The sequence below is a fragment of the Bordetella ansorpii genome (genome assembly GCF_900078705.1).
GTDB classification, from domain to species: Bacteria; Pseudomonadota; Gammaproteobacteria; order Burkholderiales; family Burkholderiaceae_B; genus Bordetella; species Bordetella ansorpii_A.
Genome location: NZ_FKIF01000002.1, coordinates 595,661 through 619,722, shown reverse-complemented (window position 1 = coordinate 619,722; position 24,062 = coordinate 595,661). Strand labels below are relative to the sequence as shown.

19 protein-coding genes are annotated in these 24,062 nt (G+C 68.7%); 12 read left to right on the top strand and 7 right to left on the bottom strand.

All coding sequences use genetic code 11. The features are described from left to right. Nucleotides 1–2 precede the first annotated feature (2 nt). From A6745_RS29230 to A6745_RS06415, 5 genes are all read right to left on the bottom strand, one after another. The gene (locus A6745_RS29230; RefSeq protein WP_231885923.1) at nt 3–2,117 is read right to left on the bottom strand and encodes a beta-ketoacyl-ACP synthase III; all 2,115 of its coding nucleotides are present in this window, start codon (nt 2,115–2,117) and stop codon (nt 3–5) included. Continuing rightward, on the bottom strand, nt 2,101–3,072 hold the full coding sequence (locus tag A6745_RS06430; protein ID WP_066124865.1) for a fatty acid desaturase family protein: 972 nt from the start codon (nt 3,070–3,072) through the stop codon (nt 2,101–2,103). The genes A6745_RS29230 and A6745_RS06430 overlap by 17 nt, the downstream gene beginning before the upstream one ends. Then, entirely contained in the window at nt 3,020–3,787 is a 768-nt protein-coding gene (locus tag A6745_RS06425) for a sterol desaturase family protein (protein WP_066124864.1), read from the bottom strand. The genes A6745_RS06430 and A6745_RS06425 overlap by 53 nt, the downstream gene beginning before the upstream one ends. 186 nt (nt 3,788–3,973) lie before the next feature. Then, a complete protein-coding gene (dapA, locus tag A6745_RS06420; RefSeq protein ID WP_066124863.1) occupies nt 3,974–4,873 on the bottom strand; it encodes a 4-hydroxy-tetrahydrodipicolinate synthase in 900 nt (299 codons plus the stop codon). A gap of 135 nt (nt 4,874–5,008) precedes the next feature. Beyond that, nucleotides 5,009–5,536 (bottom strand): GAF domain-containing protein, encoded by a 528-nt coding sequence (locus A6745_RS06415; RefSeq protein ID WP_066124862.1) that lies wholly within the window; start codon nt 5,534–5,536, stop codon nt 5,009–5,011. Between the two features lie 170 nt (nt 5,537–5,706). Between A6745_RS06415 and A6745_RS06410 the strand changes: the two genes are divergently transcribed. Further along, nucleotides 5,707–6,909: an aminotransferase-like domain-containing protein gene (locus A6745_RS06410; RefSeq protein ID WP_066124860.1), complete on the top strand. Its 1,203-nt coding sequence runs from the start codon at nt 5,707–5,709 to the stop codon at nt 6,907–6,909. Between the two features lie 76 nt (nt 6,910–6,985). Further along, the gene (gene ubiA / locus A6745_RS06405) at nt 6,986–7,903 is read left to right on the top strand and encodes a 4-hydroxybenzoate octaprenyltransferase (protein WP_066124857.1); all 918 of its coding nucleotides are present in this window, start codon (nt 6,986–6,988) and stop codon (nt 7,901–7,903) included. A 54-nt stretch (nt 7,904–7,957) separates the two neighbouring features. Here ubiA and glcC read toward each other — a convergent pair whose 3' ends face one another. Beyond that, entirely contained in the window at nt 7,958–8,722 is a 765-nt protein-coding gene (gene glcC, locus A6745_RS06400; RefSeq protein ID WP_066125810.1) for a transcriptional regulator GlcC, read from the bottom strand. A 324-nt stretch (nt 8,723–9,046) separates the two neighbouring features. On the opposite strand from glcC, the gene A6745_RS06395 reads away from it, so the two are divergent. Then, the gene (locus A6745_RS06395) at nt 9,047–11,227 is read left to right on the top strand and encodes a malate synthase G (protein ID WP_066124856.1); all 2,181 of its coding nucleotides are present in this window, start codon (nt 9,047–9,049) and stop codon (nt 11,225–11,227) included. A 74-nt stretch (nt 11,228–11,301) separates the two neighbouring features. Here the strand turns inward: A6745_RS06395 and A6745_RS06390 are convergent, their stop codons facing one another. Then, entirely contained in the window at nt 11,302–12,309 is a 1,008-nt protein-coding gene (locus tag A6745_RS06390; protein ID WP_082852922.1) for a helix-turn-helix transcriptional regulator, read from the bottom strand. Nucleotides 12,310–12,511: 202 nt separating this feature from the next. Between A6745_RS06390 and A6745_RS06385 the strand changes: the two genes are divergently transcribed. From A6745_RS06385 to A6745_RS06345, 9 genes are all read left to right on the top strand, one after another. After that, nucleotides 12,512–12,877: a RidA family protein gene (locus A6745_RS06385; protein WP_066124852.1), complete on the top strand. Its 366-nt coding sequence runs from the start codon at nt 12,512–12,514 to the stop codon at nt 12,875–12,877. Next, the gene (gene argE, locus A6745_RS06380) at nt 12,874–14,064 is read left to right on the top strand and encodes an acetylornithine deacetylase (protein WP_066124850.1); all 1,191 of its coding nucleotides are present in this window, start codon (nt 12,874–12,876) and stop codon (nt 14,062–14,064) included. Before A6745_RS06385 ends, argE begins: the two co-directional genes overlap by 4 nt. A 33-nt stretch (nt 14,065–14,097) precedes the next feature. Further along, nucleotides 14,098–15,375 (top strand): MFS transporter, encoded by a 1,278-nt coding sequence (locus tag A6745_RS06375; RefSeq protein WP_066124848.1) that lies wholly within the window; start codon nt 14,098–14,100, stop codon nt 15,373–15,375. 23 nt (nt 15,376–15,398) lie between these two features. Continuing rightward, entirely contained in the window at nt 15,399–16,379 is a 981-nt protein-coding gene (locus A6745_RS06370; protein ID WP_066124846.1) for a threonine/serine dehydratase, read from the top strand. 140 nt (nt 16,380–16,519) lie between these two features. Beyond that, nucleotides 16,520–17,818 (top strand): MFS transporter, encoded by a 1,299-nt coding sequence (locus A6745_RS06365; RefSeq protein ID WP_066124842.1) that lies wholly within the window; start codon nt 16,520–16,522, stop codon nt 17,816–17,818. A gap of 109 nt (nt 17,819–17,927) precedes the next feature. Further along, entirely contained in the window at nt 17,928–18,287 is a 360-nt protein-coding gene (locus A6745_RS06360) for a hypothetical protein (protein ID WP_066124840.1), read from the top strand. A 393-nt stretch (nt 18,288–18,680) separates the two neighbouring features. Continuing rightward, the gene (locus A6745_RS06355; protein WP_066124838.1) at nt 18,681–20,792 is read left to right on the top strand and encodes a hydantoinase/oxoprolinase family protein; all 2,112 of its coding nucleotides are present in this window, start codon (nt 18,681–18,683) and stop codon (nt 20,790–20,792) included. Between the two features lies 1 nt (nt 20,793). Beyond that, complete coding sequence (locus A6745_RS06350; RefSeq protein ID WP_082852921.1) at nt 20,794–22,539, top strand: hydantoinase B/oxoprolinase family protein; 1,746 nt, start codon at nt 20,794–20,796, stop codon at nt 22,537–22,539. Nucleotides 22,540–22,601: 62 nt separating this feature from the next. Next, on the top strand, nt 22,602–23,990 hold the full coding sequence (locus A6745_RS06345; RefSeq protein WP_082852920.1) for an MFS transporter: 1,389 nt from the start codon (nt 22,602–22,604) through the stop codon (nt 23,988–23,990). Nucleotides 23,991–24,062: the final 72 nt, after the last annotated feature.

The following is a 24,062-nucleotide window of genomic DNA, read 5'->3' as shown; positions in this document are numbered from 1 at the left end:
CCTCACTGCTCCGTGATGTGCTCGAACTGCATCAGGTACAGCGCGGCCGTGCGGCGCGCGGTGTCCACGATGCGGCGGGCCGCGCCCTGCTCCTCGACCCGCAGCACCATCTCGACGGCGGCCAGCCAGCGCGCCAGGTGGTGCTCGTCATTGTGGCCGTGGTACTCCAGGAACTTGAAGGCGTTGGCCGGCAGGGGCAGCGCCGCCTTCAGCAGCGGCAGCAGCGCCGGCACGATGCGCTGGCCGGTGCCTTCGATGATATAGATCGCGCCCAGCAGCCCGATGGGATCCTTGCGTGCCGCCAGGCCGTGCAGATAGGCGTTCAACGCCTCGCCGCCCGGGTTGCGGCGCAACTGGTCGATGTCCTCGATCCTGCCGCCCGCGTTGCGGTAGTCCTGGAACAGGATCTTGAAATCGTTCTGCTCTTCGCCGGCATGCATGCCGATCAGCGCGGCCAGCGCGGCATGGCGTTCGGACAGCGAGGCCGCGCCTTCGCGCATCCACTTGCTGCCCTCGCGCACCTGCGGCACCCACTGCGACATCCAGTTCAGATAGTCTTCGGTGCCGAAGCGGCCCTCGCGCAGGCTGCGCACCATCGGCGTGCGCCACACGCGCGAGCGGTAGTCGTGCCAGATCGAGGCCAGCTCGGCCAGCAGCGGCGCCAGCGCGTCGGGCGCGGTCTCGGGATCGTGCGGCGGGGCGATCGCATCGGCTTCGGGGCCGGCGGCAGCGGTCGCTGCGGCGGCCGATGACTGGACAGCGACGCCGGCGTCGCGGGTCGGCTCGATGGCGGGATCGATTTGAGGCAAGGTAGCCGGGTCGGTCGCGGGCGAGGTGCCCGGCGCGGGCGCTACCGCCGGCGCGGCCACCACGGCGTCCACTGCGGCCGTGTCCGCCGCCGCGGCGGCCGCCGAGTCGATCAAGGCCGAGGCCTCGGCCGATGCCGCCGCCAGATCGGCCGGCCGTACCTTCGGCAAGGATACGGACGCATCCTCCGCCTCGAACAGCATGTACGCCGCCGTGAAACGGCCCGACTCGGGGATGTAGCACAGCACCTGCTCGCCAGGCCGCAGCGCGCGGGTCTCCAGGAACTCGGCCAGCATGATCAGGATGGACGCCGCCCCGGTGTTGCCGCGCCACGTCAGATTGCTGAACCAGCGCTCGGACGGGATCGACAGGCCGGCCTTGTCCAGCAGGTCTTCCACCACGGGGATGAACTTGGCCGACGAGTAGTGGCACAGGAAATGGTCGATGCGCGTGGGCTCGACCCAGCCTTCGTGCACCAGCTTGGCATACTCGTGGATGCCGATGTCGAACAGGTGCGGCAGCAGGCGGATGTCCTGCCGCAGCAGCAACGCACCCTGCGCCTCGGCCTCGCTCCACGACGAATAGTCCAGGTGCGAGCGCTTGTCCAGCGATTGCCCCAGCTGCATGCACACCGGATAGTCGCCCGAGAACGAGCGCTGGTGCACCCACTTCAGGCGCAGGCGCACGCCCTGCGAGGCGCCCGGCACGGCGCCGCCGCCCGTGCCCAGCAGCAGCGCGCCCGCGCCGTCCGACAGCATCCAGCGCAGGAAATGCGCGTCGAAATCCGCGTTGTAGTCCTGCGCGGCGAAGCGCGACCGCTTGAACAGGCGCGACGGCATCTCGCTGGCCACGGCCAGCGCGCGCGCATGGCCGCCCAGCTCCAGGCCCTGCGCCGCGCTCTGGATCGCCGCCACGCCGGCCGCGCAGATGCCATGCGCCGACAGGGTCTCCATCGGCGGGGCCGCCAGCTCGCCCTGCACCATGCCGGCCAGGCCGGGCATCAGCAGGTCGCCGCCCGACGAACCCGTGGTCAGCAGCGACACCTCGTCCAGTCCGCGGCCCGTGCGCGCCAGGCAGTCACGGATCGCCCCCGCCGCCATCTGCGCATTGGAATGGCGCGTGGCGCCCTCGGCATCGATGGCGTAATAGCGCTTCTGGATGCCGTTCTCGGCCAGGATGCGCGCCTTGATGCGCCCAGACGCGCGGTTCAGCGGCGCGATGTAGTCGTCCATTTCTTCGTTGGACACGGGTTCGCCTGGCATGAAATAGCCGGCGCTTTCCAGATAGACGCGTTCAAAGGCGATGGGCATGGCCGGAAGGTCGCTCCTGCAAGTCGATGGAAATGGGCAAGGACCCGGGGTGCATCTGCGCGCGCGTGCGGCAGCGCGGCACCACCAGTCCGACAAGATAGACACGCAGCATGTACCGCACCAGTCCTGGTTCGATCAATTCGGCCGGTATGCGGTGACGATACTGCTCTCGGTGCACGCGCGGCAGCTCCGACCAATGCATGCGGCCGTGCTCATGGTGCGCGGTGTGCAGGCCGATGTTGAACAGCAAGGGGTTCACCAGGCCCTCGAAATTGCGCGCGTAGCTCATGCGGCAGCGCCGCTGCGGACCGCCATCGGCGTGCGCATGCTGCAGGTAATTGGTGGCCAGCAGCCAGTGCAGCCCATGCAACTGCGGCACGATCACCAGCACCAGGGCCTTGGACGGATTGGCCGCCAGCAGGCCGCCCCACAGGCCCAGCCACGCCCCGTACTGCGCCATGCAATAGCGCCACGCGCCGGGACTGCGCCCGCGCAGGCGGCGCAGGCTGGCGAAGAACAGCGGATACAGCACCCACGCCGCCTGCACCGGATGCAGCAGATAACCCAGCAGATGATTGGTGTCGCCGCCGAACCGGTATGTGCGCGCCGCGTCGCGCGGGCCGTGCACGTAGCGATGATGGTTGGCGTTGTGCGCCGCGTGGAACACGAACGTGGGATGGCCCTGCAGCAGGGTCAGCCAGAAGTCGGTGGCACGGTTGGCCCAGCGTCCGCGCCACATGCGCCGGTGCGCGTGGTTGTGGTGGATCACGCCCACGCCCAGCGTCAGGAACAGCATCAGGCCGTACAGCGGCCAGCTCAGCCCGTGCAGCCATTGCCAGGCCGCCAGCGCCGGCTGGGCGGCCAGATAGGCCACGCCCTGCCAATCGCGCCGGTTGCGCAGGCTAGGCGGGCGGCGCAACGCGCGCTCCCTGCGCCATGCGGGCCTGCGCGGCATCTTCCTTCAGCCGCGTGCCGAACAGGCGGTCCATGAACGTGAACTGGAATCCGTAGTTGCCGTGATAGCAGGCGTGATGCAGGTGGTGCCTGCGGCTGGCCGCGAACCAATGCGCGTACGACACCCGTGGAAAGAAGTCGTAGTTGGCATGGCCCACGCAGTTGAAGAACAGGCTGAACAACGGCACCGACAACAGCGACCAGAAGCTGAAGTCGTGCACCACCATGGGCAGCAGGATCACGTTGCCCAGCATGATCGCCTCGACGGGATGGAAGCTGTAGGTCGAGAACGGCGTGGTCACGATGGAGCGGTGATGCGGCGTATGGAAGCGCCGCAGCCAGCGCGTGTGCAGCAGGCGGTGGTTGATCCAGAAGTGCACGTCGTTCCAGGCCACCAGCGCCAGGATCTCCAGCGCGATGCGCCCGGCGCCGGCGTGGGGTTCGAGGCGCGCCCACCCCAACTGCAGGAAACCCCAAGGAAACACCATCCCCAGGCCGAACACCAGGATGGACACGCCAGACTGGGTCAGTTCGCGGCGCAGTTGGCCAGGCGCCAGCGGCCGCGTATCGAGCGGCGCGCCCATGCCCAGCGCGGGCAGCACGCGGTGCGTCAGCAGCACCGTCGCCAGCCCGAAGACCACGTAGATGCCGCCGAAGAAGACCAGCCCGTAGAGCATGACCTGCCATGCCGACAGGGCTTCGAATGCTTGCGCCATGTTCTGTAATGCCGCTGCCATCGGAAACGGCGGATGATAAGCAATTGCAGGCCCGCCAGGGCATGACAATGATTACCAAATGATTCCGTGTCATGAACGGCCACGCCATCCAGCCGGGCAAGCCGGCGGCCGCCCCGTGGCGGGCATGGCCCTGTCCCGGCACACCGGTTTCCCGGCATGTCCTCCTCATGCCGTGGGCGGATACAGCCGGTCCAGCTCGGCCGCCGCCGCCTCCAGTTGCGATCCCAGCGCCGGGGCCGCCCGCATCATGGGCGCCCGCAGCTCGTCGCGCATGAAACCCTGGCGGCACAGCAGGGACTTCAGCGGCGCGGGATTGGGTTCGGCATACAGCAGGCGGATCATCGGCGCGAGCGCCAGGCAGATCCGCCGCGCCACCTCCAGCCGTTGCGCCCGCAGGGCCTGGAACATGGCCACGTGGAGATCGGCGCGTACGTGCGCCGCCGCGGCGATCAGGCCCGCGCCGCCCAGCGCCACCGTGCCGAAGGCCTGCATGTCCTCCCCGGCCAGCACCTGCAGGCCGCCATGCGAGATCAGCGCCAGCGTCTTGTCCAGCGAGCCGCCGCAGTCCTTGATCGCCGCGATGTTCGGGTGCTCGGCCAGCGCCAGCAGCGTGCCGGTGTCCAGCGTGGTGCCCGTGCGGTACGGAATGTCGTACAGCACCAGCGGCACGTGCGCCGTATCGGCCAGCGCCAGGAAATGCGCCATGGCGCCGGCCTGGCCGGGCCGCACATAGGCGGGTGCGGCCGACAGCACCCCGGCGATGGGCCGCTCGCGCAGCGCCGCCAGCCGGCGCAGCAGGCGCGGCTGGCTGGCGCCGCTCAAGCCCATCACCACCGGCAGGCCGGCGGCGGCCTCCAGCGTGGCGTCGAGCACGAACAGTTGCTCGTCCTCCTCCAGCGCCGCGGCCTCGCCCGTGCTGCCGCACACCACGAAACCCGACACCCCTTGCCCCACGTAATGCCGCACCAGGCGGCGCAGGGCGGCAGCGTCGGGCATGCCATCACGGAAAGGCGTGACCAGCGGAATCCAGACACCCTGGAAAGACACCTGCGTTTGCGTAGACATGAACACTCCTTGCGATACAGACCGTCGTCGTACCGTGCGGATATGCTCGTGAATGAAGTGGAGTCGCGCGCCCAACCAGCCCCCGGCGCCTTCGCCGCTGTTCCGTCGCCCATCCGACGGAACAGCGAGCTCCGGTCAGATGAGCTGCTGTTTTTTGGCTTTCAGGCCGGCGGCTGCCGTGCCCAGGCTATCGATGAAAATCGCGCACAGGGCTTCCATGCCCTGGCGGTCGGCGTCGTCGAAACGGCCCGGAACGGGGCTGTCGACGTCCCAGACGCCTATCAGTTCGCCGCCGAGCACCAGCGGCACGACGATCTCGGAGCGCGAGGCGGCGTCGCAGGCGATGTGGCCGGGGAATTCGTGCACGTCCGGCACCACCTGCGTCTGGCGCGTGCGGGCGGCGGCACCGCACACGCCACGCGACAGCGCGATGCGCACGCAGGCGGGCTTGCCCTGGAAGGGGCCCAGCACCAGTTCGGCGCCGTCGAACAGGTAGAAGCCCGACCAGTTGATGTCGGGCACCGCCTGCCACACCAGCGCGCTGAAATTGGCCGCGTTGGCGATCAGGTCGTGCTCGCCGTCCAGCAGCCCGCGCATCTGCGACGCCAGCTCTGCATAGAGCTGCGGCTTGGCGTCGGCGGAAATGGCGGTGGCGGCGAACATCGGGCGATTCTAGCGGAATTGCACCGGCCCGGCGTGGCCGCCGCGCAACTGTACCGGCCGAAACCGCACGCGGTGCACCGGCCCCGGCCCCGGGATGGCGCCGGGCCTTGTGGGAGAATGGTTGCGCAATTTCTGCACAACGCGATCTTTTTCCCTCCCCAGGCACAACCATGGACAAGCCTTTCGAACCCGCGTGCGTGTTCTCCGAACGCGCCAACCAGCTCACCAGTTCCGCCATCCGCGAAATCCTCAAGGTCACCGAGCGCCCCGAGGTCATTTCGTTCGCCGGGGGCCTGCCCTCGCCGGCAGGCTTTCCGGTAGAGGTGGTCCGCGCGGCATTCGACCGGGTACTGTCCACCAACGGCCGCGCCGCCCTGCAGTACGGCCCCACCGAAGGCTACGCCCCGCTGCGCGAATGGGTGGCGCAGGACCTGAACCGCCAGGGCGCCGGCGGCGTCACGCCCGACCAGGTCCTGATCGTCTCGGGCTCGCAGCAGGCGCTGGACCTGCTGGGCAAGGTGCTGATCGACCGCGGCAGCAAGGTGCTGGTCGAGGACCCCACCTATCTGGGCGCGCTGCAGTCGTTCAGCCTGTACCAGCCGCGCTTCGTCCCCGTCGCCACCGACGATGGCGGCCTGCTCCCCGAGGCCCTGACCCCCGAGCTGGCCGAGGGCGGCCGCTTCCTGTACGCCCTGCCCAACTTCCAGAACCCGACCGGCCGCACGCTGAACCTGGCGCGCCGCCAGGCGCTGGTGCAGCAGGCCGCGCGCCTGGGCCTGCCCCTGGTCGAGGACGATCCCTACGGCGAACTGCGCTATGCCGGCGAGCCCCAACCCGGCCTGCTGGCCCTGGGCGGCCAATGCGGCGCCACCGTCATCCGCCTGGGCAGCTTCTCCAAGGTACTGGCGCCGGGCCTGCGGCTGGGCTACATCGCCGCCCCGCGCGCCATCATCGACAAGCTGGTGCAGGCCAAGCAGGCCACCGACCTGCACACGCCCACGCTCACGCAGATGGCCGTCCACGACATCATCAAGGAAGGCTTCCTGGCCCGGCACCTGCCCGCCGTGCGCGAAATCTACCGCGCGCAGGGCAACGCCATGCTGGACGCCGTCCAGCGCGAGTTCCCGGCGCAGGCCAACTGGACGCGCCCCGAGGGCGGCATGTTCCTGTGGGTGACGCTGCCCGCCCACATCGACAGCCAGCAGCTGCTGGGGCAGGCCATCGCCCAGAACGTCGCCTTCGTGCCCGGCGCCCCCTTCTATGCCGGAACGCCCAGCCGCAATACACTGCGCCTGAGCTTCGCCACGGTGCCCGAGGACAAGATCCGGGCCGGCATCGCCGTATTGGGCCAGTTGATCAAGCAGCAGGCCTGACGCCGCGGCGTCCCTGGCGGCCGCCCGCGCCCCCCGGCGCGCGCGGCCGCGCATCCTTTTGCGAATTCGATCGAGCGTGCAGCAGTCCACCACCCCCGACCTCAACGACATCGTCCTCAACGACTGGGTAGAGCGCTGGCTGCCGCGCGCGTGGCGCCCCTACATGCGCCTGTGCCGCATGGACCGGCCCATCGGCACCTGGCTGACGCTCCTGCCCTGCATCGCCGCGCTGATCCAGGCGGCGGGCGGCCTGCCCGACCTGGGCCGGCTCATCGTGTTTTCGCTGGGCGCGCTGCTGATGCGCGGCATCGGCTGCACCGTCAACGACATGTGGGACCGCGACATCGACAAGCACGTCGAACGCACGCGCTTCCGCCCGCTGACCAGCGGCCAGATCTCCATGAAGCAGGCCATCGTCTTCCTGGTGGCGCAATTGCTGGTGTGCGCGTCGCTGCTGTTCTTCATCAACGGCATGAGCCGCTGGCTGGCCGTGGCGGTGCTGCCCTTCGTCTTCATCTATCCCTTCTGCAAGCGCATCACCTACTGGCCGCAGGCCGTGCTGGGCATCTGCTTCAACTGGGGCATGCTGATGGCCTGGTCCGACACGCAGCACATCGTGCCGCTGGCCGCCATCGCCATGTGGCTGGGCGCCGTGCTGTGGCAGATCGGCTACGACAGCATCTATGCGTATGTCGACGTGCGCGACGACCGCAGCCTGGGGCTGCGCTCCACCGCCATGCGCTTCGCGGACCAGGGCAAGCTGTGGATCGGCGGTTTCTACGTGGCCACGCTGGCGCTGTGGACCTGGGGCGGCTACGCCATGGACCTGGGCTGGGGCTATTACGTGGGCATGCTGGCGCTGGCGGCGCACCTGGGATGGCAACTGGCCATCTTCAACCTGCAGCGCCCGGACCGCAATTTCATGCTGTTCCGCGCCAACCTGTGGGTGGGCGTGATCCTGGTGGCGGCGGCGCTGGCGGGGACGTTGATCTAAGCGGTGGCCCGGTTTCCCGGCCAAGGGGCTGCCCCAGGCCTGTCGGACCAGGCTTCAGGCCCACCCCTCCAGCCGCAGCGTCGCGCGCACCAGGCGCTGCTCTTCCTGCTCGATCTCGGCAAGACTTTGCCGCACGCCGTCCACGTGCTCGGTGGCGGCCTTGTGCGCCTGGTCGGGCAGGCGGCCCACCACGGCCTTGTACAGGCGCGCGTGCTGGCTGTCGATCTGGCGCTTGTGCGGCGCGCGGTGGTACAGGTTGTTCACACAGGCGAACACCGACCCCAGCAGCAGATCGGTCAGCGATTGCAGCGTGTGCACCAGCACCGCATTGTGCGAGGCCTCGCAGATCGCCAGGTGGAAGGCATGGTCCAGGTGGGCATGCGTGGCGATGTCCGTGTCCTGCCCATGCGCGGCCACCATTTCCTCGTAGCGCCGCCGGATCAAGATGAAGTCGGCGTCCGTGCCACGCAGCGCAGCCAGGCGCGCCGATTCGCCTTCCAGCAGCGAACGCACCTCCAGCAGGTCGTACAGCGTGCGCGGCTGCGAATTGAACAGGTGCACCAGCGGCCCCGCGTCCACCTGCGAGATCTGCGCCACGTACGAGCCCTTGCCCTGCGCGGTATGGATGATGCCGCGCGCGCGCAGCAGCCGCAGCCCTTCGCGCAGTGCGCTGCGCGACACGGCCAGCTTCTCGGTCAGGCGGCGCTCCGACGGCAGCGCCTGCCCGGCCTTGAGCACACCGTCCAAGATCAGCCGTTCGATGCGTTCGGCCACCTCGTCCGCCACGGGGCGGGGCCGGCCGGCCACTTCCATATCCATGTTCTTCTCCTTGCCCGTGCCGGTCTGGCCCGCGGGCAGACCACACTGGTATGACCGCGGTTCGTCCATCGGACCGACAAACCAGGCCAGACATGCCAACTTATTGAAATCAAAGCACGAAATCCGACTCCGCGCGACGGGCGGCCCTCATAAACTGGTATGACCAGTTGCCGGAACTATGGACATCGAGGCCCGGCCAAGGCCATCATGGCTGCCATAACGAGAGCGCACCGCGCGATCCCCGCGCGGCGCCCGGCTCCACTGCGACGCACATTCCCGTTCACGGGGCCGGCTCACTCCCGCCCCCCAGCCTTCGAGACATCCATGACCGACCGCACCCCGCAACACGGCCTGCAAGTGGCGACCGTCCTGTACCGCTTCATCGAAGACGAAGCCCTGCCCGGCACCGGGCTGGACAGCGCCGCCTTCTGGCAGGGATTCGCCCAGCTGGCGCACGACCTGGCGCCGCGCAACCGTGACCTGCTGGCCCAGCGCGACCTGCTGCAGCAGAAGCTGGACGAATGGCACCGCGCCCGTCCGGGCCGCATCGCCGATGCCGGCGCCTACCGCAAGTTCCTGGAAACCATCGGCTACGTGCAGCCGCAGCCCGCCTCGGTGCAGGCCGGCACGCAGAACGTCGATACCGAAATCGCCCAGCAGGCCGGTCCGCAGCTGGTGGTGCCCGTGTCCAACGCGCGCTACGCGCTGAACGCCGCCAACGCCCGCTGGGGCAGCCTGTACGACGCCCTGTACGGCACCGACGTCATCCCGCAGGAAGGCGATCTGGCCGCCGGCCATGGCTACAACGCCCAGCGCGGCCAGGCCGTCATCGCGCGCGCCCGCGCCTTCCTCGATGGCGCCGCCCCGCTGGCACAGGGTTCGCACACCGACGCCGCCTCGTACGCCGTGCAGGACGGCAAGCTGTCCGTGGCCCTGAAGAACGGCCAGTCCACGGGCCTGAAAAACCCGTCGCAGTTCGCGGGTTACCAGGGCGATGCGCAATCGCCCGACGCCCTGCTGCTGAAGAACAACGGCCTGCACTTCGAGATCCAGATCGACCGCCAGCATTCCATCGGCGCCACGGACGCCGCCGGCGTCAAGGACGTGCTGCTGGAAGCCGCGCTGACCACCATCATGGACTGCGAAGACTCGGTCGCCGCCGTCGACGCCGACGACAAGGTGCTGGTCTACCGCAACTGGCTGGGCCTGATGAAGGGCGACCTGGCCGAGGAGGTCAGCAAGGGCGGCAAGACCTTCACGCGCCGCCTGAACGCCGACCGCGAATACCAGGCGCCCGCCGGCGGCACGCTGACGCTGCACGGCCGCTCGCTGATGTTCGTGCGCAACGTCGGCCACCTGATGACCAACCCGGCCGTGCTGGACCGCGATGGCCGCGAACTGCCCGAAGGCATCCTGGACGCCGTGGTCACCTCGCTGGCCGCGCTGCACGACCTGCAGGCGCGCCGCAACTCGCGCAGCGGCTCGGTGTACATCGTCAAGCCCAAGATGCACGGCCCGGCCGAAGTGGCCTTCGCCAGCGAACTGTTCTCGCGCGTCGAAGACCTGCTGAAGCTGCCGCGCAACACGCTGAAGATGGGCATCATGGATGAGGAACGCCGCACCAGCGTCAACCTGAAGGCCTGCATCGCCGCCGCCGCCGAGCGTGTGGCCTTCATCAACACCGGCTTCCTGGACCGCACCGGCGACGAGATGCACTCGTCCATGGAGGCCGGCCCGATGATGCGCAAGGGCGACATGAAGTCCAGCGCCTGGATCACCGCCTACGAACGCAACAACGTGCTGGTCGGCCTGGATTGCGGCCTGCGCGGCCGCGCCCAGATCGGCAAGGGCATGTGGGCCATGCCCGACCTGATGGCCGCGATGCTGGAACAGAAGATCGGCCATCCCAAGTCCGGCGCCAACACCGCCTGGGTGCCCTCGCCCACCGCCGCCACGCTGCACGCGCTGCACTACCACCAGGTCGACGTGCAGGCCGTCCAGCAGGAACTGGAGAAGACCCGACTGGATGACGTGCGCGACGAGCTGCTGTCCGGCCTGCTGGCGGTGCCGGTGGGCAATCCGTCCGACTGGTCCGCCGACGACATCCAGCGCGAGCTGGACAACAACGCGCAGGGCATCCTGGGCTATGTGGTGCGCTGGATCGACCAGGGCGTGGGCTGCTCGAAGGTGCCCGACATCAACAACGTGGGCCTGATGGAAGACCGCGCCACGCTGCGCATCTCCAGCCAGCACATCGCCAACTGGCTGCGCCACGGCATCGCCACCCGCGAGCAGGTCGAGAAGACCTTCCAGCGCATGGCCGCCGTGGTCGACCGGCAGAACGCCAACGACCCGCACTACCGCGCGATGGCGCCGGACTTCGACGCCTCCATCGCCTATCGCGCCGCCAGCGCGCTGGTGTTCGAAGGCCTGGCGCAGCCCAACGGCTACACCGAGCCGCTGCTGCATCAGTACCGCCTGGCGTTCAAGGCCGCGCAGCACTGATCCCGCATCGTTGAAAGCGCCGCGCGCCGATCACAGGCGCGAGGCGCTTTTTTTTCGTTCGATGAAGAGAGCGCTCAGCCGCGCGCCGCATCCCGCGGCGACATGCCGTAGTGCCGGCGGAACGCGGTGGAGAAATTGCCGGCATGGTCGTAGCCCACCTCCAGCGCCACCTGCGTCACCGGCAGGCGGGCCTGGCGTATCAGCGCCATCGCATGGCGCATGCGCGCGGCCAGCAGATATTCCGACAGGGTCACGCCTTGCACGGCCTTGAAGGCGCGCGCCAGCTTGGACACGCTGACGCCCGACTGATCCGCCAGTTCCCGCAGGCTGGGCGGCTCGCGCAGATCGTCGGCCAGGCGCCGCGCCACGCGTTCGGCGATGGCGCGGTCACGCGGTCGCGGCGGACACACCGGCTCGTCGGCATCGCGCATCAGCGCGAAGAAATGCCGCAGCACATCCTGCGTGCTGGACTGCAATCGCAGCCGCCGCTGCACGCGGTCATCCATCGTCTCGAAGAAGCTCTGCGCCGCCTGCCGCAGGCCCAGCGACAGGCTGGCGTGGAACAACGCGAAGGGATCGGGCCCGCCCGCCAGATAGCGCGCCAGCGCGCCGCCATACCGTCCCGCATCCAGGCCCAATTCGTGCAAAAGATAGTCGCGCGTGCACGAGATGGTGACGGACCGCTCGCGGTCGCTGGCGCGGAACACCTCGATCTTGCGCGCCCCGCAAGGCTGCAACAACGCGCTGCACGACCCCGCGCCGATGGCGTGCACCGGCTCGCGCCCATCGGTGATGGCGGACTCGCCCGCCAGGCGCAGATGGATCTTCAGCGCGCCGCTGCAGTCGTAATGCTCCTCGATATCCCTGGGCCGCGCCACCTCCGCCCAACTGGCCGACAGGCCCGTGCCGAACACCAGCGTGTCCCGGTAGCCCTGCATGCCCGCCCCCACCGGCCGCGAGGCAATGAAGCGGGCCGAGCCCGTGACGGCGATATCCGTCACTTCGAACGAATGCGGCACGCAGGCGTGCAGCCCGCTGCCCATCACGGGATGCTGTGCGGCACTGGAGGCGTCTGGGATCATGCCGAAGACGTTAGCGGCAGGCTTTCGCCAGCGTCAAGCACACGGCGGCTGCCGCGCCATCACTCGCGGGTAAACCCGCAATCATGCGGCCATGCAGCATCGCCTGCCCGTCACGCAAACGAATCCGCCGTCCGCTCAGAAGCGCGCGTGCCGGCGCGTGACTATGCTGGATCGACCATTCCCTTCAGCGCCGCAGCCCGCCATGACCGACATCCCGCTTCCGAAGTTTTCGCTGACCCGCCGCGCGGGCTCCCTGGTGTTCGTCTCGGGCCAGATGGCCTTCGGCGAAGGCTTTCGCATCGTCGGCGACGGCGTGGCCGCGCAGACCCGCACCTGCCTGGAACACCTGGAACGGCACCTGGCCGGCGTGGGCCTGTCGCGCGCCGACATCGTCAAGACCACCGCGTGGTTGACCCGCGTGGAAGACTTCCGCGCCTTCGACCAGGCGTATGGCGAGTTCTTCGGCAACGCCACGCTGCCCACGCGGTCGACCGTGCGCGCCGACCTGATGCTGCCCGGCGCGCTGGTCGAGATCGAGGCCGTCGCGCAGATCAGGAGCGCGGCATGAACGCCGCCCCGGCAAGCCCCCCCGCCGACGCCGCCGTCGCCTGGATCCGGCGCCTGGTGTCCATCGACACCACCAGCCGGAACTCCAACCTGGGCCTGATCGAGATGGTGCGCGACGACCTGCGCCGCGCCGGCATCGCCTGCCATCTGAGCCACGACGACAGCGGCGCCAAGGCCAACCTGTACGCCACCGTGCCCGCGGCCGACGGCAACGTGCAGGGCGGCATCGTGCTGTCCGGCCACACCGACACCGTGCCGGTGGACGGCCAGCAATGGGACCACGATCCGTTCACCCCTCGGGTCCAGGACGGCAAGCTCTACGGCCGCGGCACCTGCGACATGAAGGGCTTCATCGGCACCGCGTTGTCGTTGGTGCCACGTCTCACCGCCACGCGCTTGTCCAAGCCCGTGCATTTCGCGCTGTCGTACGACGAAGAACTGGGCTGCCTGGGCGCCCCCGTGATGCTGGCCGACCTCAAGGCGCGCGGCCTGCAACCCGAGGGCTGCATCGTGGGCGAACCGACGTCGATGCGCGTGATCGTGGCGCACAAGGGCATCAACGTATGGCGCTGCTGCGTGCGCGGCCAGGCGGCGCATTCGTCGCTGACGCCGCGCGGCCTGAACGCCATCGAATACGCCGCGCGGCTGATCTGCTTCATCCGCGACCTGGCCGACCAGATGCGGCGCGACGGCCCCTTCGACCAGGCTTTCGACGTGCCCTTCAGCACCGCGCAGGTCGGCACCATCCAGGGCGGCATCGCCGTCAATACCATTCCCGCGCTGTGCCAGTTCGAGTTCGAGCACCGCAACCTGCCGGGCGCCGATCCGCAACGCTTCTTCAGCCGCATCCAGGACTACGCCAACAACGAACTGCTGCCGCGCATGCGCGCCGAACACGGCACCGCCGCCATCGAACTGGAAGCACTGGCCGGCGCCCCCTCGCTGGACGCCGCCGAGCAGGCCGCCATCACGCAACTGGTGCGCGCGCTGACGTCCGACCGCGACACGCGCAAGGTGGCCTACGGCACCGAAGCCGGCCAGTTCCAGCGCGCCGGCATTCCATCGGTGATCTGCGGCCCGGGCGACATCCAACAGGCGCACCGGCCCAACGAATTCGTCGCGCTGGACCAGATCGCGCAGTGCGCGGCGTTCCTGGACAAAGTCATCGACAACCTGGCGCAGCCCTAGCCGCACGCGCTCCCTCGGGGAAACAATAATCACATGAACACCGCCACCCTCACGGCCTGCGGCCGCAAGCCGCCCTCCTCAACACGCATCATCGCGTCCGCCTCGGTCGGCAATGCGCTGGAATGGTTCGACCTGGTGGTCTACGGCTTTTTCGCCGTCACCATCTCCAGGCTGTTCTTTCCGACGGGCGACGACACTATCTCGCTGCTGCTGACGCTGGGCACCTTCGGCGTCTCGTTCTTCATGCGGCCGCTGGGCGCGCTGGTGCTGGGCGTGTATGCCGACCGCGTCGGCCGGCGCGCCACGCTGACCTTGTCCATCGTGCTGATGATGCTGGGCACGCTGCTGATCGCCGTCATGCCCACCTACGACGCCATCGGCCTGTGGGCGCCCGCCGGCATCGTCATCGCGCGCATGATCCAGGGCTTCTCGGCGGGCGGCGAGTTCGGCAGCGCCACGGCGTTCCTCGCCGAGCACACGCCCAACCGCCGCGGCTTCTTCGCCAGTTGGCAGGTGGCCAGCCAGGGCCTGACCACGCTGCTGGCCGCGGGCTTCGGCGCCGGCCTCACGCAGTACCTGACGCCCGAGCAACTGCAAAGCTGGGGGTGGCGCGTCCCGTTCTTCTTCGGCCTCCTGATCGGGCCGGTGGCCTATTACATCCGCACCCGCATCGACGAGACCCCCGACTTCCTGGCGGCAGGCCCCAACGAGACGCCGCTGGCCGACACGTTCTCGCAGAACCGCCTGCGCCTGCTGCTGGCCATCGGTACCGTGGTGCTGGGCACGGTGGCCACGTACCTGGTGCTGTACATGCCGACCTATGCGGTGAAGACGCTGAAGATCCCGCAATCGGCGGCCTTCGCCGCCACGCTGGTCACCGGCATCGTGCAGTTCATCTGCGCGCCGCTGGTGGGCCACTGGTCGGACAAGCATGGGCGCACCGGCATCATGCTGGTGTCGGCGGTGCTGTTCGGCGTGGTGATCTATCCGCTGTTGCACATGCTGGCGCAGTCGCCCACGTTCGGCACCATGATCGCGGTGCAGATCGTCATCGGCATCTTGCTGTCGGGCTATTTCGGCGCGCTGCCCGCGCTGCTGAGCGACCTGTTTCCCACGCGCACCCGCACCACGGGCATGTCGCTGGCCTACAGTATTGCCGTCACGGTCTTCGGCGGCTTCGCACCCTTCATCATTACCTGGCTGATCTCCACCACCGGCAATCCCTACGCGCCCAGCTTCTACCTGATCTTCGCCGCCGTGATCAGCATCGCCGCCCTGATCGGCGTGCGCGGCAAGCTGGGCCTGCGTTGACCCCAATCGGAGTTGTTGTACCCATGACCTCGCCTTACGACACCACCACCCAACCCGACCTCGCGGCCATCACGGCAACGCGCGCGCGACTGCAACCCTGGGTGCGGACCACGCCCGTGCTGGAGCGGGACGACTTCGAGCCCATGCCCGGCACGCGGCTGAACTTCAAGTTCGAGCTGCTGCAGGCCAGCGGCACCTTCAAGGCGCGCGGCGCTTTCTCGAACATCCTGGCGCTGGACGATACCGGCCGCGCGGCAGGCGTGACCTGCGTGTCCGCGGGCAACCATGCCGTGGCGGTGGCCTATGCGGCGATGCGATTGGGCGTATCGGCCAAGGTCGTCATGATCAAGACCGCCAGCCCGGCGCGCGTGGCGCTGTGCCATCAGTACGGCGCCGAGGTGGTGCTGGCCGAGAACGGCCAGGCCGCGTTCGACACGGTACGCCGGATCGAGGCCGAGGAAGGCCGCTACTTCGTGCATCCCTTCAACGGCTACCGCACCGTGCTGGGCACCGCCACGCTGGGCCAGGAATGGCTGGAACAGGCCGGCGCCCTGGATGCGGTCATCGTGCCCATCGGCGGCGGCGGATTGATCTCCGGCATCGCCACCGCGGTGAAGCTGATCGCGCCGGCCTGCCAGGTGTACGGCGTGGAGCCCGAGGGCGCGGACGCCATGCACCGCAGCTTCCTGGCCGGCGGCCCGATCAAGATGGGCGCCATGCAGAGCATCGCCGACAGCCTGATGGCGCCGCACACCGAGCAGTACGGCTACAACCTGTGCCGCCGCAACGTCGACCGCCTGGTGAAGGTCAGCGACGACGAGATCCGCGCCTCGATGCGGCTGCTGTTCGATCAGTTGAAGCTGGCCGTGGAACCGGCCTGCGCCACCGCGACGGCCGGGCTGGTGGGGCCCTTGAAAGCCGAACTGGCCGGCAAGCGCGTGGGCGTGCTGCTGTGCGGCACCAATACGGACCCGGCCACGCTGGCGCAGCATCTGGGCGTCTGACCTGGCTGGCGTCAAGCTTCGTTACCAGAACGAGCATGACGGCACAGGCCCTCCCGGCAAAAGCCTCTAAGATGCCTTCGCTTCGCAGCATGAACAGCCCCCCGTAACCGCGCCGCGCGCCCTTCCGGACCTCCGTTTTCATGACCGCATCGAACCCGGCGCGCCGCAGCCCCGCCTCCGTCCGTCCCCGCGACGACACCACGCCCCAGCAATGGCTGGCCATGGTCACCGCCTCGCTGGGCAGCACGCTGGGTTGGTACAACGTCCTCATCTACGGCCTGTTCGCGCCGGTGCTCTCGCAGTTGTTCGTCCCCTTCGCCTCATCCGACGAGGCGGCGAACTACATGATCGCCCTGCTGTCGGCCACGATGCTGGTGCGTCCGTTCGGCGCCTTGATGCTGGGCCTGATCGCCGACCGCGCCGGCCGCCGGCCCGCACTGGCCCTGTGCTTCGGCCTGATGGCGCTGGGCACCGCGCTGATCGTCGTCATGCCCACCTATGACCAGATCGGCATGACGGCGCCCATCGGCATCGCCGCGGGCCTGCTGCTGCACAGTTTCGCGCAAGGCGGCCAGGTCGGCTGCGGCATCGCCTATACCGCCGAACTCACCAGGACGTATCGCGGGCTGTTCACCAGTTGGCAGATCGCCGGCCAGGGTGTCGCCACGCTGCTTGCGGGCGTGCTGGGCGGGTTCCTGTCGTTCGCGATGCCCGAGGAAGCCATGCAGGAATCGGGCTGGCGCATCACCGTCGGCTTCGGCCTCATGCTGGCGCTGGTCGCCTGGTACCTGCATGACCAGTGCGAGGAAACGCCGGCGTTCCTCAACCAGGAGCCGCCCACCCGGCCCTTCCTCGACCTGTTCATGCGCCATGGCATGCGCATGCTGCTGGGCTGCGGCGCGGTACTGGCTGCCACGGCGGGCGCCCACGTCGCCATGATGATGCCCATTGCGGCCAGAATGGACATGGCCCTGCCCATGAGCCATTCGTTCCTCTCCGCGCTCGTCACCGGCGCTGCCATGCTGGTCACCGGTCCCTGCATGGGTGCACTGGCCGATCGGATTGGCCGGGTGCCCGTCATGGCGGCCTCCATCGCGGCGATGGCCTTGCTGATCTACCCGATGCACCTGTTCCTGATGAGCGCAGGCACGGCCGGCTCCCTGCTGCTGGCGGAGTTCGTCTTCAGCTTCGTGCTGGCGTGCTACCTGGGCGCCCTGCCCGGCTTCCTGGCCGACCTGTTTCCCACGCCCGTGCGCGGGCTGGGCATCTCGCTGGCCTATTCACTGACCGCGCTGATCTTCGGCAGCCTGGCTCCGTACCTCGTGGAAAACCTGAATCGAAGCGAACTGCTCTATCCGACCGGCTTCTACCTGGTGGTATGCGCGGCAGGCAGCATCGTGGCCGCGTTCAGCGCGCGGCGATGGTTCGGCGTGCGCTGAACGCGCCGCCGATGACGCCAGCGGGCAGCCATCTTGGTTCGTCGCGCCCGAACCCCAGGCACGCGGCTTGCTGATGGCTGAACGCCCATAACCAGAATGGAGCTTCCACATGAGTTCCCGCCCCACGACCCTGTACCGTTCCGTGCGCAATGCCATTCCCGTGGTGACCGCCCTGGCGCTGGCCGCCGCCACCTTCGCCACCGCGCAGGAAACCCCGCATCAGTCCACTCCGCCCGAGCGCCATATGCCCGAACCCGTCCAGAATGGCGGCCCCAGTGGGCAGAATATGCAAAACACCAGCAAGGACCCCGGCGACCGCATGGCGCCCGCGTCCAAGGTCGAGGGCAAGCCGCAGCAGTCGAACAACAACGAGGCTACCCAGCAGGACGTGCAGCGCAAGGAGCAGCAGGAAAAGCCGGCGAGCCCCCCTGCCGCCCCCTCTGGCAACGGGCAAGCGCCCAAGCCCTGACCTGACGAGGCCTGCGGCACGCCGCGGCGGCCGCTCCCTCTTGCAATCCCTGCGAGCCCGCGCATCGTGACGCGGGCCGCTTGCTTCCAGGCGCCTCACCCGCTCGAGCAAGGCCAGCTTGTTCACGCCGTTACGGCTCCCCGCCTCCGGGAAGCCTGCCCAGGCGCCGGCACGTTCCACGCATGAGCGCCTCCTGCCGGCGCGCTCCGCACTCCATGCCCCGCGGTTAACCCTGTCAGGGTAATTGCCGGACCAGCCAGCCTTGCCCCGGGCCACGCAATACTTGTTTGTCAGCCCCTGCGCGGCGGCCCATGATTGCCTTGCCCGTGGACGCGTGGCGCCCCATGCCGGGCACCGCGCCAGCCACCCAGACTCCATCAGGCACGGCACACCATGACAGCTTCGCAGTCCGCATGCAGGGCCGGCGCGGATATCGGCGGCACGTTCACCGATATCGCGCTGGAATATGAAGGGCGCTTGTACACCGCCAAGGTCCTGACCGATTACCAGAAACCCGAACGCGCCATCGTGCAGGGCCTGAAACTGGCCGCCGAGGAAGCCGGCATCGCGCCGTCCGTCATCGGCTCGGTGGTGCACGGCACCACGCTGGCCACCAACGCCCTGATCGAACGGCGCGGCGCCAAGACCGCCTTCATCACCAGCGAAGGCTTTCGCGATGTGATCGAGATGCGCCACGAAGGCCGCTTCGAGCAATACGACCTGGCCATCCAGTTGCCGCCTCCGCTGATCCCGCGCAGCGACCGTTTTCCGCTCGAAGGCCGCCTGGACGCCGGCGGCAACGAGCTGGTGCCGCTGGACACCGCCGGCCTGGACCGCATCATCCACGCCATCCGCGAAGGCGGCTTCACCAGCGTGGCCGTGGGCCTGCTGCACAGCTACCGCAATGGCGCCCACGAACGCGCCGTGCGCGACCGCCTGCGCAGCGCCCTGCCCGGCGTATCCGTGTCGATCTCCTGCGAGGTCTCGCCGCAGATCCGCGAGTTCGAGCGCTTCAACACCGTATGCGCCAATGCCTACGTGAAGCCGCTGATGTCCTCGTACCTGAACCGGCTGGCCGATGCCTTGGCCGCGGAAGGCATGCGCTGCCCGCTGTACATGATCCACTCCGGCGGCGGCCTGATGTCGCTGGCCAGCGCCGCGGAATTCCCCGTGCGCCTGCTCGAATCCGGTCCGGCCGGCGGCGCCATCTATGCCAGCCACGTCGCCGCGCGCTACGGCATCGACCGCGCGCTGTCCTTCGACATGGGCGGCACCACCGCCAAGATCTGCCTGATCGAAGACCTGCATCCCAAGACCGCGCGCACATTCGAGGTGGCGCGCACCTACCGCTTCAAGAAGGGCAGCGGCATGCCCATTTCGATTCCCGTGATCGAGATGGTCGAGATCGGCGCGGGCGGCGGTTCCATCGCCCACGTCGATGACCTGAAGCAGGTGCGCGTCGGCCCCGAGAGCGCGGGCTCCGAACCCGGGCCGGCCTGCTATGGCCGAGGCGGCCAGCACCCCACCGTCACCGATGCCGACCTGATCCTGGCCAAGCTCGACCCCCACCGCTTCGCGGGCGGCTCCATCACGCTGGACACCGAAGCCTCGCAGGCGGCCATGCGCCGCCACGTGGCCGACCCGCTGGCGGGCACGTCCGTGCAGGGCGCCTATGCCGTGGCCGAGATGGTGGACGAGAACATGTCCAACGCCGCGCGCATGCACGCGGTGGAGAACGGCCGCGACCTCACCGAGTTCACCATGATCGCCTATGGCGGCGCCGCGCCCCTGCACGCCGCCCGCCTGTGCGAAAAGCTCGGCATCGACCGCCTGATCGTGCCGCCCGGGGCCGGCGTGGGCTCGGCCATCGGCTTCCTGCAGGCCCCCTTCGGCTACGAGTCGCTGCGCAGCGCGGTGATGCGCCTGTCGCGCTTCGATGCCGCCCTGGTCAACACCATGATCGCCGGGATGAACGAAGAGGTCGCGGGCTTCGTGCAACAGACCGGCCATCGGGGCAAGACCGTGCGCGAACTGCGCGCCTACATGCGCTATGCCGGCCAGGGCTGGGAAATCCCCGTCGACGCGCCGGACGGCGAGATCGACGATGCCGCGCTGCGGACCCTGCGCGCCAACTTCACGCAAGCCTATACGCAACTGTTCGGCCACGACGTCGAGGGCCTGGACATCGAGGTCGTCAGTTGGGCGCTGTCGCTGCGCAGCGACGTCGCCGCTCCTGAACGCCTCCAGGCCGACAATGGCCGCGGCGTGGCCACGCGCCAGCAATGCCCGCCCATCGGCATCCGCGACGTCTTCGACGCCAAGCGCGGCCGGTTCCTGGAATGCGCCATCTACGACCGCGCCAGCCTGCCGCGCGACCTGCGCCTGGACGGCCCCCTGATCGTCACCGAGAAAGAGACCTCCTCGTACGTCAGCCCCGACTACAGCCTGATCCAGCAACAGGACGGCTGCCTGCTGATTCAACGCAAACAGAACCAAGGAGCCTGACATGACAACGCCCCCCGCGCGCTCTACGTCCGCTGCCCCCAAAGGGGGAGCCGGCAGCTCCTCGGGGCAGCCCGGCGATGCTGCCGCGACCATCCGCGTGCGCGAACAGATCATGTGGAACCGCCTGATCGCGGTCGTCGAGGAACAGGCCGTCACCCTGGTGCGCACCGCCTTCTGCACCAGCGTGCGCGAGGCCGGCGACCTGTCGGCCGGCGTGTTCGACGCGCACGGCCGCATGATCGCCCAGGCCGTCACCGGCACGCCCGGCCACGTCAACTCCATGGCCGAATCCGTCGGCCACTTCGTGCGGAAGTTCGGCGGCAAGCTCGCCCCCGGCGACGTGCTGGTCACCAACGACCCCTGGATGGGCACCGGCCATCTGCACGACATCACGATGGTCACGCCGGTGTTCCGCGCGCAGGCCACGGACCAGGCGCCGCGGCTGATCGCCTACTTCGCCTCGACCGCCCACGTCGTCGACATCGGTGGCCGCGGATTCGGCCCCGACGCCACCGAGGTCTATGAAGAAGGCCTCTGCATCCCGCTGATGAAGTTCTACAAGGCCGGCGAGCTGAACGAGGACCTGATCGAGATCCTGCGCACCAACGTGCGCGAGCAGGATCAGGTGATCGGTGACTTCCATTCGCTGGTGGCCTGCAACGACACGGGCCGCCGCCGCCTCGAAGCCATGATGGACGAGTTCGGCCTGGCCGACCTGCAGGAGCTGGCCGGGTTCATCTTCGACCACAGCGAACGCGCCACGCGCGAGCGCATCGCCGCCCTGCCCGCCGGCGAGAACGCCTACGAAATGCGCGTGGACGGCTACGAGTCGCCCATCGACCTGCGCGTGAAGATCAAGTCGCAGGACGGCACGCTGTATGCCGACTTCGACGGCACCTCGGGCCCCAGCCGCTACGGCATCAACGTGCCGCTGACCTACACCAAGGCCTACGCTTGCTATGCATTGAAGTGCGCCATCGCGCCCTCCATCCCCAATAACTGGGCCTCGCTGCGCCCGTTCGAGATCAGCGCGCCCGAGGGCTGCATCCTGAACGCGCCGCGCCCCTCGCCCGTGGCCGTGCGCCACGTACTGGGCCACCTGCTTCCCGACGTGGTGCTGGGCGCGCTGCAAGGCTACAAGCCCGACCTGATCCCCGCCGAAGGCGCCAGCGCGCTGTGGAACCTGCAGATGAAGTTCCAGGGCACGCGCGCCGACAACGGCCAGTCGCGCCATGAGATGCTGATCTTCAACACCGGTGGCACCGGCGCGCGTCCGGCCAGCGATGGCCTGAGCGCCACCGCCTTCCCCAGCGGCGTGCACAGCATGTCCGCCGAGGTCACGGAAAGCATCGGGCCCATCGTCATCTGGCGCAAGGAGCTGCGGCCCGACTCCGGCGGCGCGGGACGCTGGCGCGGCGGCCTGGGCCAGCGCATCGAGATCGGCGCGCACGAGGGCTATCACTTCTCGCTGAACGCCATGTTCGACCGCGTGGCCTTCCCGGCGCGCGGCCACCTGGGCGGCGGCAACGGCGCGGCCGGCAAGGTCGGCATGGACGATGGATCCGTCATGCAGGCCAAGGGCACGCAGCGCATTCCGGAAGGCAAGCGCCTGGTGCTGGACCTGCCTGGCGGCGGCGGCTACGGCCGCGCCGTCGACCGTCCCGCCGAACTGGTGAAGCGCGACGTCAGCTACGGCTACATCTCCGAGGAGCAGGCGCGGCGCGATTATCCGCATGCATTCGATTGAACGTTGAGCCGTACCGGGCAGTACCCGGCGCCGCACGAACATAATCCAGGGGGTAAAGAACGATGAGCACCAATGCAATGCGACCGACGGCAGCCATGGACCGCGACCGCGCGGGGGTTGGCGCGCACGCCAGTGCCACGGCCGCCGCGCCGCGCACGGTCGGCAGGCAGGAATTGAACAAGGTGGTGCTGGCCTCTGTGGTCGGCAGCTTCGTCGAGTGGTTCGAGTTCTCGGTGTACGGCTACCTGGCCAGCGTGCTGGGCCGCGTGTTCTTTCCATCCACCGAACCCGGCATGCAGTTGATCGCCTCGCTGGCGGCCTTCGCGGTGGCCTTTTTCGCGCGCCCCTTCGGCGGCGCCATCTTCGGCCCCATCGGCGACCGCTTCGGACGCAAACGCGTGCTGACCGTCACCATCCTGATGATGGCGGTGGCCACCTTCGCGATCGGCCTGATTCCGTCATACGCCACCATTGGCGTCGCCGCCCCCATCCTGCTGGTGCTGCTGCGCCTGCTGCAAGGCATCTCGGCCGGCGGCGAAGGCAGCGGCGCGGCCATCTTCGTGGCCGAGTACTGCTCGGACAAGCGCCGCACCGCCATCACCAGCTGGATCGAGGTCGGCTGCATCAGCGGCTTTGCATTTGGCGCGACCATCACCACCGTGCTCACGGCCATCTTCACCACCGAACAGATCACCGAGTGGGCCTGGCGCGTTCCTTTCCTGCTGGCGCTGCCGCTGGGCGCCATCGGCCTGTACATCCGCGACAAGCTGGAGGAGACGCCGGCCTTCGAAGCGGTGCGCGAAAGCAAGAAATCGCATCCCACGGCCACGTGGAGCGAGCTGTTCTCCACCCACCGCGCCGAACTGCTTCAATCGTGCGGCTTCATCATCGTCACCAACATCACGCTGTACACGGTGACCACCTACATTCCCACCTACCTGTCCAGCGCGCTGGCCATGAAGGAATCCGCCGGCTTTCTGCTGTCGCTGGGCCCGCAGCTGTTCTTGATCGCCATGATTCCCGTCATGGGCATCCTGGCCGACCGCATCTCGCGCAAGATGACGATGCTGGCGGGCAGCATCGGCGTGCTGGTGCTGGCCATCCCGTGCTTCCACCTGCTGGCCGAAGGCAGCTATGCGGTCAAGGTCGTGTCGCTGCTGCTGCTGAACCTGTGCCTGTCGGCGCTGCTGGGCTGCATCTTCGCCGCGGTGCCGGCGCTGTTCCATACGCGGGTGCGCTTCACCGGCATGGCGGTCAGCTACAACGTCTCGGTGGCCCTGTTCGCGGGCACGGCGCCAATGCTCAACGCGTGGCTCATCCAACGCACGGGCAATACGACCATGCCGGCGTACTACCTGATGTTCGGCGCCGTCGCCGGGATCGCCGCGCTGCTGTCCAGCCGGGACCGCACGGGCCTGCCGATGCCGGGAGACGCGGCGCGGACGGAATGACGCGCGGCCCCGGCAGCCCGGCGGACATGGGCCGCATGAGCCGCCCGCTTTCAATCATGGCGTGACAGCGGC

Coding starts and splice junctions, on each gene's coding strand:
- A6745_RS29230 (WP_231885923.1), bottom strand. CDS start 2,117: ATGCCCATCGCCTTTGAACGCGTCTATCTGGAAAGCGCCGGCTATTTC.
- A6745_RS06430 (WP_066124865.1), bottom strand. CDS start 3,072: ATGCCGCGCAGGCCCGCATGGCGCAGGGAGCGCGCGTTGCGCCGCCCG.
- A6745_RS06425 (WP_066124864.1), bottom strand. CDS start 3,787: ATGGCGCAAGCATTCGAAGCCCTGTCGGCATGGCAGGTCATGCTCTAC.
- dapA (WP_066124863.1), bottom strand. CDS start 4,873: ATGTCTACGCAAACGCAGGTGTCTTTCCAGGGTGTCTGGATTCCGCTG.
- A6745_RS06415 (WP_066124862.1), bottom strand. CDS start 5,536: ATGTTCGCCGCCACCGCCATTTCCGCCGACGCCAAGCCGCAGCTCTAT.
- A6745_RS06410 (WP_066124860.1), top strand. CDS start 5,707: ATGGACAAGCCTTTCGAACCCGCGTGCGTGTTCTCCGAACGCGCCAAC.
- glcC (WP_066125810.1), bottom strand. CDS start 8,722: ATGGATATGGAAGTGGCCGGCCGGCCCCGCCCCGTGGCGGACGAGGTG.
- A6745_RS06395 (WP_066124856.1), top strand. CDS start 9,047: ATGACCGACCGCACCCCGCAACACGGCCTGCAAGTGGCGACCGTCCTG.
- A6745_RS06390 (WP_082852922.1), bottom strand. CDS start 12,309: ATGATCCCAGACGCCTCCAGTGCCGCACAGCATCCCGTGATGGGCAGC.
- A6745_RS06385 (WP_066124852.1), top strand. CDS start 12,512: ATGACCGACATCCCGCTTCCGAAGTTTTCGCTGACCCGCCGCGCGGGC.
- argE (WP_066124850.1), top strand. CDS start 12,874: ATGAACGCCGCCCCGGCAAGCCCCCCCGCCGACGCCGCCGTCGCCTGG.
- A6745_RS06375 (WP_066124848.1), top strand. CDS start 14,098: ATGAACACCGCCACCCTCACGGCCTGCGGCCGCAAGCCGCCCTCCTCA.
- A6745_RS06370 (WP_066124846.1), top strand. CDS start 15,399: ATGACCTCGCCTTACGACACCACCACCCAACCCGACCTCGCGGCCATC.
- A6745_RS06365 (WP_066124842.1), top strand. CDS start 16,520: ATGACCGCATCGAACCCGGCGCGCCGCAGCCCCGCCTCCGTCCGTCCC.
- A6745_RS06360 (WP_066124840.1), top strand. CDS start 17,928: ATGAGTTCCCGCCCCACGACCCTGTACCGTTCCGTGCGCAATGCCATT.
- A6745_RS06355 (WP_066124838.1), top strand. CDS start 18,681: ATGACAGCTTCGCAGTCCGCATGCAGGGCCGGCGCGGATATCGGCGGC.
- A6745_RS06350 (WP_082852921.1), top strand. CDS start 20,794: ATGACAACGCCCCCCGCGCGCTCTACGTCCGCTGCCCCCAAAGGGGGA.
- A6745_RS06345 (WP_082852920.1), top strand. CDS start 22,602: ATGAGCACCAATGCAATGCGACCGACGGCAGCCATGGACCGCGACCGC.